Source organism: Streptomyces pactum, from assembly GCF_002005225.1.
Lineage (GTDB): Bacteria > Actinomycetota > Actinomycetes > Streptomycetales > Streptomycetaceae > Streptomyces > Streptomyces pactum_A.
This window is the reverse complement of the sequence record NZ_CP019724.1, coordinates 2274293-2287814: the sequence shown is the minus strand read 5'-3', so window position 1 is coordinate 2287814 and position 13522 is coordinate 2274293. Positions and strand designations below refer to the sequence as shown.

Below are 13522 nucleotides of genomic sequence, written 5' to 3'. Positions count from 1 at the left end.
GCGAATGTCCGGCGAGACGACTCCCCACGACGGCCGGCCGGTCGTCGTCATCGAGTTCGGCAACGAGATACCACCGCGCAGCTTCGACCCCGTCCTCCCGCCCGAGCTGCACGCCCACCGCCTCAGGATCGATCCGCTGCGCTACCCCGGACTCGCGGAGACGGTCCCCGACCTGGCGACGCAGGCTCGGCACTGGGCGGCCCGGATCGCGACCGGCGCCCCGCCACGGGCCGTGCTTGCCTACTGCTCCGCCGTCGAACTCGCGGCGCTGCTGGTCGGCGAACTGCCCGTGCCCGGCACACCGCTCGTCGTCCTCGACCCCGTGGTCCCCGGCCCTGGCACGCCCCGGGAACTGCTGCTGGACCTCGCCCTGGACATGGACGACGCGCTGGACCCCGCCGAGCTGCCCGACATCACCGGCCTCCCGGCGTCCGAGGCCCTGCGGGAGGCGAGTGCCTTCCTCCGCTCCCTTGTCACCCGGACCGCGCCCGACCTGGACGACGACATCGCCGACGAGCTGACGCAGGCGCAGCGGGCCTGGCTCGGCTTCACGTTGTCCGCGGCGGCCGACCGCACCGACCCCTTGCAGCTCGGGCACGTCATCCTCAGCGAGGGCTCCGAGTGGCCGGACGCCGACGCACGGTCGGTGCACCGCACCGGACTGACCGTGAAAGAGCTGTTCGGTACTCCGGCGGTGACGCCGCTGCTGTCGGAACTCCTCTCGGCCCGCGCAGCCGAGAGCGACCAGGGGAAGGAAGCGCCGTGCAGTCGCATTTCGTAGAGCGGGACGCCACCGAGGCCGTCGTGGCCGCCCAGTGGTCCCGGGTGCTGGGCCGGCCGCCCGCCTCCCTGGACGCCGACTTCTTCGGGTCGGGCGGGTCCTCCCTGCTCGCCGCGAAGCTGGTCGCCGCTCTGCGGGGCGCCCTCGGTACCCGGGTCCCCCTGAAGACGCTGTTCGAGGCGCCCACGTTCGGCGGCCTCAGCGCCCGCATCAGGAACGACACCCCCGGGCCCGGCGGCCGGCTGCTCACCCTCAACCCGTACGGCACCGGCGCCCCGCTCCTGCTGGTGCCGGCGGCGAGCGGCGGCGTCATCGGCCTCCACCGCTTCGGAGGCGACCCGATCGACCGCCCCGTGCTCGGCTTGCAGGCCTGCGGCCTCGACCCGGCCGAGGGTGCGCCCTGCGGAACGCTCGCGGAGATCGTCGACGACTTCGTCGGAGTTCTGGAGAAGGCGGACGCGCCGCGCAGCCTGCACCTGGCCGGATACTGCGTGGGAGGCATCCTCGCCTACGAACTCGCCGCCGGACTGCGGCGGCGCGGATGGGACGTGCGCTCCGTCGTCCTGCTCAACACCTCGCTGTACTGCCCGCCGCTGACGGTGGCCGAGGCCGCCGGGGAGAAGCTCCTGTCCGTCGCGCACGAGGCGGGCATCGCGATACCGGAGGGCCAGGAGCCGGACGCCGCCGAGGTGTACCAGGCGGTGAGCACGCAGGGGCCGGACCCCATCGAGACCGACTTCGCGGAGTTCCAGGCCGGACTGCGGGTCTTCGGCTCCGTCGGCTCGGCGGTGTCGGGTTACGTGCCCGAGCCGGGCGACTTCGCCGTGCGGCTCTTCTCGACCGACGACCGGGACGACCCGTCGGACGTCGAGCGCACCCTCCACCGGGTGACCGACTGGCCCGACCTCGGGCTCACCGACTACCAGCAGTACCGGGTGCCCGTCGACCATTTCGAGATGATCGCGCACGAGCCGACCCTGAAGGCCGTCGAAAACGCCATGAAGGACATCGACGACGGCCGAAGAGGTCAGAGCGAACCGAGTGAGGACTCCCGCCCGGACGCCTGAACGGGCCCGACGAGACGTTTCGCCATTTCCGCGAGAAGGGGCTCCCGCGACGCATGCAGGAAGAAATGGTCGCCGGGCAGGACCACCGAGTCGAGCTCTCCCTCGATCAACTCGGACCACTGCTGGAGGTGATTCATTCCCACGCCCGGGTCGCTCGCTCCGCCGAATACCGTCACCGGTGCGCCAGGAGGCTTGCACGGAAGAAAGGAATAGCGTGAGAGCATCGCATAGTCCGCCCTTACGGCGGGCAGCAGCATCCGCATGAAGTCGGCGTTCCGGAGAATCTCCTCCGGTGTTCCGTTCATGAGCCGGAGTTCCTCTATGAGTTCCGCTTCGGGCAGTGTGTGAAGGTCCCGCCGGCCGTCGTGCACGGCGGGCAGGGCGCGGCATCCCGAGAGGAACACACGGGCCGGTTCAAGGTTGTGCTCCTCGCGCAGAACGCGGGCTGCCTCCCAGCAGACGATCGCCCCGAGACTGTGTCCGAACAGGGCAAACGGCTCCTTGGAGTACTCCAGCAGCTCCGGGACGACGGCGTCCAGAGTCGCCTGCAAGGTGTCGACCGGGTCCTCGAACAGCCGGTCCTCGCGGCCCGGCGGCTGAATGGCGTGGACGTCGATCTCGTCCGGCAGCAGCTCGGCCCAACCGCGGAATGTGGAAGCGCCGCCACCGGCATAAGGAAAACAGAACAGCCGTATACTTCCGGGCGGATTCGTCTTCGACAGTCGGTGGATCCAGGGGCGCGTGGGCGCATTGCCGTGCATGTGCGGCCTCTTTCTGATTCCGGTCCTGCTCATCGGCCAGAACAGCGTGCCACAGAGCTGTCTCCGGGGCGAGCGTGAGGAGTGGGTTCCAGGCGCTTTCGCCTCCTATCGCGCACGTCACGCCGGAAGCCATTGTGGCGCGTGGGATCCTGGGTTAGTCTCACTGCCGATCGACGTGAGCTGCGAACACCGAGCGATGGACCATCGAGCAGCATCGATTTCCTGCTCTTTCGAGATTCTCGAGGGCAGTCGTTGGGGGAATGAGTGCGGTACGGGGCAACAAACAACGCCGATGGAACCGAGGCCGGTGAGGCCGTCCGGCCTGAGGAGGCCGACGCCCGCCTCCTGCCCCTCGGGTCCCAGGAGTCCGTCACTCCGGCACCGCCGTCGCACTCGCCCACGGCCGCGCAGGCCGCCCGTACCTGAGGTATGCAGCGGCCCGCCCGGCACGCGGACGACCGCGCGGCGGGAGCGCCCTGGCCCACCACCGCGAAGACAGCAGGCCGCAGGGGGCCTCGGCAGCACCGATGGACGCGTGCAGGACGGAGGGAGCAGTGATGAGCGACACGAACGACGAGGGGTTCGACGACCCGTCCGTGCCGGAAGGCGTCGCCATCATCGGGATGTCCGGACGCTTCCCGGGTGCCCGGGACCTGACCGAGTTCTGGGCGAACCTGCGCGGCGGCGTCGAGTCCGTCGTGGAGTTCGGGGACGACGATCTGCTGGCGGCCGGGGTCGACGCCGAGGAGTCCCGGCAACCGCACTACGTGAAGGCAGGCCCCTCGTTCGAGGGCATCGACCTGTTCGACGCGGAGTTCTTCGGCTACACCGCCAGGGAAGCCAAGATCATGGACCCGCAACACCGGCTGTTCCTCGAGACCGCCTGGGAGGCGCTGGAGCACGCGGGCCTCGACCCGGCCCGGTACCCGGGCACCGTCGGGGTCTTCGGAGGCGCGAGCAGCAGCGCGTACATCGGGAACGTCCTCAGCAACATGGACGACGGGGAGGGCATCCGCGGGGAGAACATCGGCCTCGGCAACGAACTGGCCTTCCTGACCACGCGGGTCTCCTACAAGCTCGATCTCAAGGGACCGAGCTATCCCGTCCAGACGGCCTGCTCCAGCTCGCTGGTCGCCCTGCACGCCGCCTGCCAGAGCCTCCTGGGCTACGAGTGCGACATGGCCCTGTCCGGCGGGGTCTCGTACAAGGTCCCGGAGAAGACCGGCTACGCCTACCAGGAGGGCGGGTTCCTCTCCCCGGACGGCCGTGTCCGGCCCTTCGACGCCGCCGCCCGAGGGACGGTCTTCGCCAACGGCGTCGGGGTGGTGGCGCTGAAGCGACTGGCGGACGCCCTCGCCGACGGAGACACCGTCCACGCGGTGATCAGGGGCACGGCGGTCAACAACGACGGTGCCGTCAAGGCGAGTTTCTCCGCGCCGAGCGTCGCGGGGCAGGCCGCGGTGATCGCGGAGGCCCTGGCGACGGCCGGGCTGGAGCCGGGGGACATCGACTACGTGGAGGCGCACGGCAGCGGCACCCTGATCGGTGACTCGATCGAAGTCCAGGCCCTGACTCGGGCCTTCGCCGGCGCACCGGGAACCTGGCGGATCGGCTCCGTGAAATCCAACGTGGGGCACCTGGACGCCGCCGCCGGGATGGCCGGACTGCTGAAGACCGTGCTGGCCCTGCGCCACGAGGAACTCCCCGCCTCCCTGAACCATGTGGAGGGGAACAAGGACATCGACTTCACGGACGGGCCGTTCCGGGTGCACACGGAACTCGGGGCGTGGCCGCGGACGGCCGGGCGGGTGCGCCGCGCCGGGGTGAGCGCGTTCGGCTTCGGCGGCACGAACGCGCACGTGGTGCTCGAGGAGGCCGGCCCCGCCCCCGAACCCGCACCGAGCCCCCGAGAGTCCGAACTCCTGGTGCTGTCGGCGCGCTCCGAACACGCCCTGGACCAAGCCTCGGACCGGCTGGCGGCGTTTTTGCGCCGCGAGCGTCCCGCACTGGCCGACGCCGCCTTCACCCTGGCCACGGGCCGACGCGACTTCCCGTACCGGCGCACCGTGTGCGGGACCGACGCCGAGGCGGTGGCCGCCGCGCTGGAGACCCGCGACCCCGCGTACGTGACGAGCGGGCAGGCCGCGCCGAGCGCGCCGCACGTCGCGTTCATGTTCAGCGGGCAAGGGGCCCAGTACCCGGGCATGGGGCGCGGACTCTACGCGTCCGAGCCGGCCTTCCGGTCGGCCGTGGACACCTGCGCGGAGCACCTGCGGCCCCACCTGAACGGGGACGTACGCGACGTCCTCTTCCCGAAGGACGCGGTCGCAGCCGCGCTCCTGGGACAGACGCGGTGGGCGCAGCCGGCGCTGTTCGTCGTCGAGTACGCCCTGGTCGCGCTGTGGCGGGAGTGGGGTGTGGAACCCTCACACCTGCTCGGGCACAGCCTGGGGGAGTGGGTCGCGGCGTGCGTCTCCGGAGTCTTCCGGCTGGAGGACGCGCTGCGGCTGGTGGCCCTGCGCGGTGAGCTGATGCAGAGCTGTGGGGCCGGAGCGATGCTCGGCGTGGTGGCCGAGCGGGACGCGGTGGAGTCCGCGCTGCCCGACGGGGCCTGCCTGGCCGCGCACAACGGCCCCCGCGACTGCGTCGTGTCGGGGCCCGCCGACGCGGTCGAGGAGTTCGCCGTGACGGCCGACGAACGCGGGTGGGCGACCCGGCCGCTGGAGGTGTCCCACGCGTTCCACTCGGTACTCATGGAACCGGTCGTCGACGGATTCGTCTCGGCAGTGGCCCGGGTGGAGCGGGCGGCGCCCGGTATTCCGTTCGTCTCCAACGTGACCGGTGACTGGATCACGGCGGAGCAGGCGCGGGACCCGGAGTACTGGGGACGCCACATACGGCAGTGCGTGGAGTTCGCCGCCGGTGTGCGCCTGCTGGCACAGAGCGCACCGGTGCTCCTGGAAGTCGGCCCCGGACAGACCCTCGCGAGCCTGGCGCGGCGGACGCTCGCCGACGCGGGCACCGGGGGCGTCACGGCCACGGCGTCGCTGCCGCACCGCCGCGACCCGCGCGGTGCCGGTGAGACGATGCGCCGCACCCTGGGCCAGCAGTGGCTCCTCGGGGTGGCGCCGGACTGGGCCCGCTACTACGGCCAGGACGGGCGGCGCCGGGTTCCCCTGCCCACGTACCCCTTCGAGCGCAAGCGCTACTGGCTGGAGCCCGCGGCCCCCCGGGTGTCCCGTGAGCCCGGCCGCCACCCGCTGCTCGACGAGGTGCTGCTCCGCTCCGCCGGACAGACCGTCTTCGCATCCGAGCTGTCCCTCGACCGCCACTGGGTGCTCGCCGAACACCGCATGCTCGGTGAGGCGATCGTCCCCGGGACCACCTACCTCGAAATGGGCCGGGCCGCCGCCGCAGCGCATCTGCGCCGCCCCGTCACCGAGATCAGGGACGTCGACTTCCTGGTGCCGCTGCTCGTGCAGGAGAACAAGCCCCGCACCGTGCACACCACCGTCCGCGAACTCGACGACGACACCGTGGAGTTCTCCGTGGCCGGCCACGACCCCGAGCGCGACGTGTGGACCGTCCACGTCCAGGGCAAGGCCGCCGCCGGCAGCCTCGTCCCGCCGCCGCGCCAGGACCCGGACGCCCTGCTTGCGCGGTGCGCTCTGGAGACCGTCGACCTCGGCAGGGCCCAGGCCGAGCACAAGGTGATGGAGTTCGGCCGCCGCTGGACGGACAGCCTGCGCACCATGCACGTCGGCGTCCGCACCGCGCTCGGCATCCTCGACATGCCCGAGCGGTACCGCTCCGAGTGCGAGGACCACGTCCTCCACCCGGCGCTGCTCGACCTCGCGACGGGCTTCAGCGGATTCGCCGTCCACGAGACCCGGGAGGACGTACAGGAGTACCGGGGCAGCCGCGCCTTCTTCCTCCCCGTCGGGTACGACGTGCTCCGCATCCACGCGCCGCTGCCGCCCACCGGGACCAGTCTCATCACTCCCCACCCGGACGCCGGGCGCGGCACCGAGATCCGCAAGGTCGACGTCACCGTCCGCGACGCCGACGGCAACACCGCGGTGGAGATCCTCGGCTTCACGGTCAAGCGTGTCCCCGACCCGCGGCACACCGTCGCCCGCATCCGCCCGCACTCCCGGCACCACACCCTGCGCTGGATCCCCGCGCCGGACGTCACGGAGCAGCGAGAGGCGCCCGCCGCCGTACTCCTCGTGACGGAAGGCGGCGGGCTCTCCGGGGACCTGGGCGTCTCGCTGCGCTCCCGAGGTGTACGGGTGATCACGGCCGAGCTCGCGGGGGAGTGGAGCGCCCCCGGCGACGACCACTACGGCGTTCCCCCCACGGCCGAGGGGTGGGGACGGCTGCTCGACACTCTGGGCGACGCGGTGCCCGGCGAAGCGGTGTTCGTCGCCGCCCCCGCCGCCGACGCCCAGCGCGGGGTCGCGGAGCTCGACCGTCGGCTGCGCGGCGGGGCCGACAGCCTGTTCCACCTGGTGCGGGCCCTGGCGGCACGGGACGCCGTCCCCGGCCGGCTCGCCGTGATCGCCCCGCACGTGGCACGCGTGACGGGCGACGAGCCGGCCACGGCCCCCGTACACGCGACCCTGTTCGGCCTGGCGAAGGTCATCGGCCAGGAGCACGAGGGGACCGAGGTCCTCTGCCTCGACGTCGACGAGGACACCGACGCGGTCGCGCTGTGCACCGAACTCCTCGGGCCGTGGTCACCGACCATGGTCGCGCTCCGCGGTGGCGGACGTCATGTCACCGAGCTGGCGCCGCTGCACCTGCGGGATCGCTCCCGCCAGGAGGACGAGCGCCCCGAGGGCGTCCACCTCATCACCGGCGGCCTCGGCGGCCTCGGACTGGCCGTGGCCCGGCATCTGAGCCGCACCGTACCCGGCATCCGTCTGGCGCTTGTCAGCCGCGGCGCCCCGGACCCGCGCGACCACCGTGACGAGACGGGCGCGGAGGACCCGCGACGCCACCGGCAGCTCACCGCCCTGCGGGAGCTGGAGGACCTGGGTGCCCGGGTGCGCTGCTACCGGGCGGACGTGGCCGACGAGGCCGCTATGGCGGACGTCGTCCGTGCCGTCCGCGCCGACCTGGGCCGTATCGCCTGTGTCATCCACGCGGCGGGCGTCGCGGGCGACGGCTTCCTCTTCCGCAAGGACGCCGGGACGTTCCGGGCCACCCTCGCCCCCAAGGTGCTCGGCGCGACCGTCCTGGACCTCGTCACCGCGGACGATCCGCCGCAGCTGATGCTCTGCTTCGGATCGACCACCTCCGTGTTCGGCGTCGCCGGCCAGGGCGACTACACCGCGGCCAACACCTACCTCGACCACTTCGCCGACCACCGCACCGCTCTGGGCCGCAGGACGGTCACCGTCGACTGGACCGACTGGCTGGACACCGGCATGGCGTTCGATCACGGCGTCCAGCGGGACCAGGGCTTCTTCCGGTCGATCAGCGTGGAGGACGGGCTCGGCAGCCTGGACGAGATCCTCGCCGCGCCCTGCTCGCCCGTGGTGGTCGGCGAGATCAACTACGGGGTGCTGGGCTCCGTGGACCCCGACCGTCTGGCGGCCCAGTTGCGCAGGGCTCCGCTGGTCCTGGAGGAGTCCGTCCGGCAGCGGGTCGCCGAGGCCGGCGGTGAGTCCCGCCGGCCGGCGGCGGACGCGTCCGCCGGGCCCGCACCGGCCGAAGGCGTCACGCTCCTCGGCCGGGAGGACGGCGGGTACAGCGAGACGGAACACCAGCTCGCCCGGATCTGGGCCAGGGAACTCGGTCTGGACCGGCTGAACATCCATGAGAGCGCCTTCTCGCTGGGCGGGGACTCCCTCGTCGCCCTGCGGATGGCACAGAGCATCCAGAAGACCATGGCCGTCAGGGTGTCGATGGTCGACCTGTTCCGGTACGTCACGGTCGCCGACCTGGCGACACACCTCGACGGCAAGAAGTCCCACGGCTGAGACGGCGAACCCGTTCGGCCGCCCCCTTCCAATCATCTGAGGCGGTATCAGCATGAACATCCGTACGGTGGGTGTCATCGGCGCGGGCACCATCGGCCGTGGAGTGGCACAGTCCCTGGCCCAGTCGGCGTTCGACGTGCTGCTGATCGACGTGTCCGAGGAGCAGCTCGCCTCCGCCACGGCACAGATCGGGAGCGACCTGCGGCTGCAGGGCATGTTCCGCGCGGAGCGCCTGAAGGACGACCCGGCCACCATCCTCGCCCGCATCACCACCGGAACCGACCTGTCGGCCCTGAGCGCCGCGGACTTCGTCGTCGAGAACGTCACCGAGAACTGGGACATCAAGCGCGACGTCTACGAGAAGATCGACAAGATCTGCCGTCCGGAGGTCGTCTTCGGCGTCAACACCTCCGCGGTGCCCATCACCCGGGTCGGCTCGGTCACCGAGCGCCCCGAGCACGTGCTCGGGCTGCACTTCATGAACCCCGTGCCGCTGATGGACACGGTCGAGGTCGTCCAGGGCCACTTCACCTCGGAGCTGACCCTGGACACCGCGCTGGGGCTCCTGCGGGACCTCGGCAAGGAGGGCATCGTCGTCCAGGACGCCCCGGGCTTCGTCACCAACCGCGTACTGATGCTGACGATCAACGAGGCGATCTTCTGCGTTCAGGACCAGGTCGCCACGGCCGAGCAGGTCGACCGGATGTTCAAGGGCTGCTTCGGCCACAAGATGGGCCCGCTGGAGACCGGCGACCTCATCGGCCTCGACACGATCCTGAACTCCCTCACCGTCATGTACGAGAGCTTCCGGGACAGCAAGTACCGCCCGGCGCCGCTGCTCCAGCGAATGGTCGACGCCAGGCTGCTGGGCCGCAAGGCCGGACGCGGTTTCTACACCTACTGACCACCCCACCCCACCCCACACTGGAGGCAGAACGATGCAGGACGACGTGCGCACCCGGGTCCGGGAGTTCCTCGCGCCGCAGCTCAACGGCCGGGCCCTGGCCGACAGCGACGACATCTTCGCGCTGGGATACGTCAACTCGCTCTTCGCCATGCAACTGGCGCTCTTCGTGGAGCAGGAGTTCTCGCTCCAGCTCACCCCCGACGACATGGAGTTCGACAACTTCCGGACGGTGGACGGACTCGTCCGCCTGGTGACGTCGAAGACCACGACGGCGGCGTGACCCTCGGGAACGCCGCGCGTGGCCGTCCCCGACGGCCACGCGCGGCGTCGTCCGCGGTGACCCGCGAGACAGAAAGGCGTACGACATGACGGCGCGGACCGAGGACGCCGTACCGGGCCCCGGCGCGGCCGGCGCGTCCGTCGTCCCTCTGCTGCTGCGGCTGCGGGCCTCGAACGTCCGCGTGTGGGCGGCCGGCGGCCGGCTGCACCACGAGACGCCGCCGGGCGGAGTCGACGAGGAGCTGCGGACACTGCTGGAGGAGCGGTCGGCGGACGTCCTGGCCTACCTCGAAGCCGTCGACGGCATCGAGTCCTCCACCCACTACGTCACGATGCGCGACGGCGTCCGGATCGCCGTGGACGTGCTCCGTCCCAAGCGGGACGGCCGGGTGGTCGAGGAGCCGCTGCCGGCCCTCTGGTGCCACGACCGCTACCACCGCTCGGACGTGGTGGACGGCCTGACCTGGACCAAGCTCGACAGCCGACCCTGGCTGCGCCGGATCCTCGACGACGGCTACGTGATCGCCGCCGCGGACGCCCGGGGCACGGGCGCCTCAAGCGGCGTGCGGGGCATGGAGTTCGGCCCCGAGGAGAGCCGGGACGCCTACGAGATCACGGAATGGCTCGCCGCGCGGGACTGGTGCGACGGGAACGTCGGCATGTACGGCGAGTCCTATCTCGGAATCACCCAGTTCCTCGCCGCCGGCACCGCCCCGCCCAGCCTGAAGGCGATCTTCCCGCAGGTCGCGCTCTTCGACCTCTACTCGTTCCTCCGTCCCGGAGGCGCGTTCCGGCACGACTTCATCCGGAACTGGGGCGCGATGGTGCGGCGGCTGGACACGGAGACCGGGGCCGCGCCCGTACGGGAGGACTCGGCGGCCGTGCGCGCGGCCGCCGAGGAGCACCGGGCCAACACGGACGTCTTCGCCAGGGCCGCTGCGCTGCCCTTCCGGGACAGCCGGGGCGAGGGCGACGACGAGCCGCCGTACGCGCGGCAGAGCCCCTCCACCCGCGTCGCGGCGATCGCCGCCGCGGGCGTTCCCGTGTACCAGCTCACCGGCTGGCACGACACATGGGTGCGGGACGCGTTCCTGTGGCACGCCAATCTCACCGGGCCGCGCAAGCTCCTCGTGGGCGACTGGTCCCACAACGGCAGGGAGGGCGTCGACCTGGCGGCCGAGCACCTGCGCTGGTTCGACCACTGGCTCAAGGGCGTCGACACCGGCGTCATGGACGAGCCGCCCATCCGCTACCGCCGGCGCAACGCGCCCCCCGGCGAGGAGTGGCGCACCACGCACCAGTGGCCGCCCGCCGGGGTCCGTACCACGCGGATGTACTTCGGTCCCGGCCCGGACCTGCCCGCGACCTCCGTCAACGACGGCACGCTGACGGACCGGGCGCCCTCGCGGCTCGGAGGCGTGGACGACCTCGTCGTCGACTACACGGCCACCTCCGGCACGGCGACCCGCTGGACCGACGCCTACGGCGGACCGTTCGGCTACGAGCCGATGAACGGCAACGACCGGACGGCCCTCACCTACACGACGGCCCCGCTGGAACGGGAACGGGAGGTGACCGGGCACCCGGTCGCGGAACTGTGGGTGACGTCGACCCATCCGGACGGCGACTTCTTCGTCTACCTGGAGGACGTCGACGCCGAAGGGGTCTCCCACTACGTCACCGAGGGCGTGATGCGCGCCTCCCACCGGGCGCTGGGCCCCGCTCCGTACGACAACCTCTCGCTGCCGTACCACCCGTGCTCGGAGCGGACCCGCTCACCGCTGCCCGAGGAGCCGGTGGCGCTGGTCTTCGACCTGCACCCGATCAGCCACGTGTTCGCTCCGGGGCACCGGCTCCGGATCGCCGTCACCTGCTGCGACCGGGACAACGCCGAGACCTCCGCGCACCACCCGCCGCCCGTCGTCCAGATCCACCGGAGAGGCGCCCACGCGTCCTTCGTCGGCCTCCCTGTCCTCCCAGCCGCTCAGGAGCAAGAGACATGACCGACACCACCCGACAGGACACCGCGCCGACGGGCGCGGGGACCGGGGAGTTCCGTACACGGGTCGAGCTGCACACCCCGGTGGCCGGGGAGCTCGCCGCCGAGATCGAGCGCCGCCTCCTCTTCGTGTCCTCGAAGATCACGGGATACGAACTGGACACGGCCGACGGCGAGGTGCGCGGGGTGACCCTCCGCTCGGCCACCCCGCTCCCTGCGGGGGAGCTCGCCGAGAAGGTGAACCGGGTCGTCGACGGTGACGTCCGCCGGCAGCGGACGACCCCGCCGAAGTCGGTGTGGACGTCCCCGCACGAGCGAGTGGTCGAGGAGGGGACGTTCGAACTGCTCGCGCGGGCGGGCGCGGTGACCGAGGCGGGCGAGGGACAGGTCGCCGTCGGTGAGCCGCTGCTGTCGCTGCTCGCGTACTTCGACGGGGCGGTGAAGCGGATCCTGGCCGAGGACTTCAGTCCGACGGAGTACCGCTACCCGACGCTGATCAGCACCGGGGCCCTTGCGACGGCCGGCTACTTCGCCTCGTTCCCGCAGCACCTGATGTTCGTGACCCGGCTGCACAACGACATCGACGTGTACCAGGGCTTCCAGAAGTCCTATGCCGAGACGGGCGTCGACTCCACCGTCCTCGACGCCTGCCGCAACGTGGACTACTGCCTGCCGCCGACCATGTGTTACCACACGTTCCACCAGTACCGGGGGCGGACGCTGGACACGGACGGGGTGCACGTCGTCACGGCCAAGGGCAAGTCCTTCCGCTTCGAGGCGGCTTACGCCACGACGATGGAACGGCTGTGGGACTTCACCATCCGCGAGATCGTCTTCATGGGGCCGCGCGAGGACGTCCTCGCCTCGCGCGAACTGTTCATGCGGAAGATCTTCGGGTTCGTGGAGGATCTCGGCCTGAGCGGCTTCTGCGAGGTGGGCAACGACCCGTTCTTCGGCGGCGGCGACACCTCCGCGCGGATCTGGTCGCAGCGGTTGCTGGAGCTCAAGTACGAGCTGCGCCTCACCGTCGCACCCGGGCGGACCATCGCGGTGGGCTCCTTCAACTTCCACGACGACCTGTTCGGGCGCGGCTTCGGCATCGACTACGGCACGCAGGGCGCGGCGCGCAGCGCGTGCGTCGGGTTCGGGCTCGAGCGGCTCGTCTACGCCTTCCTGTGCCAGTACGGCCTCGACTCCGCCGACTGGCCCGACCGCGTGCGCGAGGGAGCCCGGGCCTACGGCGGGGCGGTCTGACGCGACACCCACGCCGACCGCGGGACGAGCGCGTCGCGAGGCCTCGCAGGGCCGCGACGCGGTCGTCCCGCGGCGGCTCGGTCCACCGCGGCTCGGCCCCCGTGCGGCGCGCGCGCCGACGACGGCTTTCCATCGGTGGATTCCGGATAACAGATCGTGGTAACCGGATATCTGGTGTTGTCGAACATGTACCGGTCCATCGGTATGAGGTGTTCGCCGCCGGTCAGTGCCCGTTCGGCAGGCGGCCCTATGTGGAGTCCCGATGCATATGTACGGCCCGTATGTCGAGCCGCTGGTGCCCCTGGCCTGCCGTTGTATCCGTATCAGATCCCGGAACTGCACCGGAACCCCCGGCGAGGTTCCCAAAGGCCGGTTCGAAGCACGTGGTGTTGGTGCCGGAGAATTCCGCCATGGCGGTCGGATCGCTTGCCCGCGCATGGGTGGCGAACTCGACCTCGGCGACATGGGCCACGCCGTCCTCGACGGC

The 13522-nt window shown here is 71.4% G+C and carries 8 protein-coding genes; 7 read left to right on the top strand and 1 reads right to left on the bottom strand.

The features are described from left to right. The first annotated feature begins 4 nt into the window (after positions 1-4). Both B1H29_RS38035 and B1H29_RS38030 read left to right on the top strand, forming a co-directional pair. Positions 5-781, top strand: coding sequence for a hypothetical protein (locus B1H29_RS38035; protein WP_055419791.1), 777 nt, complete (start codon positions 5-7; stop codon positions 779-781). Continuing rightward, positions 763-1848: a phosphopantetheine-binding protein gene (locus tag B1H29_RS38030; RefSeq protein ID WP_055419790.1), complete on the top strand. Its 1086-nt coding sequence runs from the start codon at positions 763-765 to the stop codon at positions 1846-1848. Before B1H29_RS38035 ends, B1H29_RS38030 begins: the two co-directional genes overlap by 19 nt. On the opposite strand, the gene B1H29_RS09285 is transcribed toward B1H29_RS38030, so the two are convergent. Next, on the bottom strand, positions 1809-2609 hold the full coding sequence (locus B1H29_RS09285) for a thioesterase II family protein (protein WP_055419789.1): 801 nt from the start codon (positions 2607-2609) through the stop codon (positions 1809-1811). The two genes, B1H29_RS38030 and B1H29_RS09285, sit on opposite strands and share 40 nt — an antisense overlap. 557 nt (positions 2610-3166) lie before the next feature. Here B1H29_RS09285 and B1H29_RS09280 point away from each other — a divergent pair. The 5 genes from B1H29_RS09280 (at position 3167) to B1H29_RS09260 (ending at position 13035) form a co-directional block, all read left to right on the top strand. Next, a complete protein-coding gene (locus B1H29_RS09280; RefSeq protein WP_055419788.1) occupies positions 3167-8596 on the top strand; it encodes a type I polyketide synthase in 5430 nt (1809 codons plus the stop codon). 52 nt (positions 8597-8648) lie between these two features. Continuing rightward, positions 8649-9500, top strand: a complete 852-nt coding sequence (locus B1H29_RS09275) for a 3-hydroxyacyl-CoA dehydrogenase family protein (RefSeq protein WP_055419787.1) — start codon at positions 8649-8651, stop codon at positions 9498-9500. 34 nt (positions 9501-9534) lie between these two features. Continuing rightward, complete coding sequence (locus B1H29_RS09270; RefSeq protein WP_055419786.1) at positions 9535-9783, top strand: acyl carrier protein; 249 nt, start codon at positions 9535-9537, stop codon at positions 9781-9783. Between the two features lie 85 nt (positions 9784-9868). Beyond that, positions 9869-11785, top strand: a complete 1917-nt coding sequence (locus B1H29_RS09265; protein WP_055419785.1) for a CocE/NonD family hydrolase — start codon at positions 9869-9871, stop codon at positions 11783-11785. Beyond that, on the top strand, positions 11782-13035 hold the full coding sequence (locus B1H29_RS09260) for a hypothetical protein (protein ID WP_055419784.1): 1254 nt from the start codon (positions 11782-11784) through the stop codon (positions 13033-13035). The genes B1H29_RS09265 and B1H29_RS09260 overlap by 4 nt, the downstream gene beginning before the upstream one ends. Positions 13036-13522 lie beyond the last annotated feature (487 nt).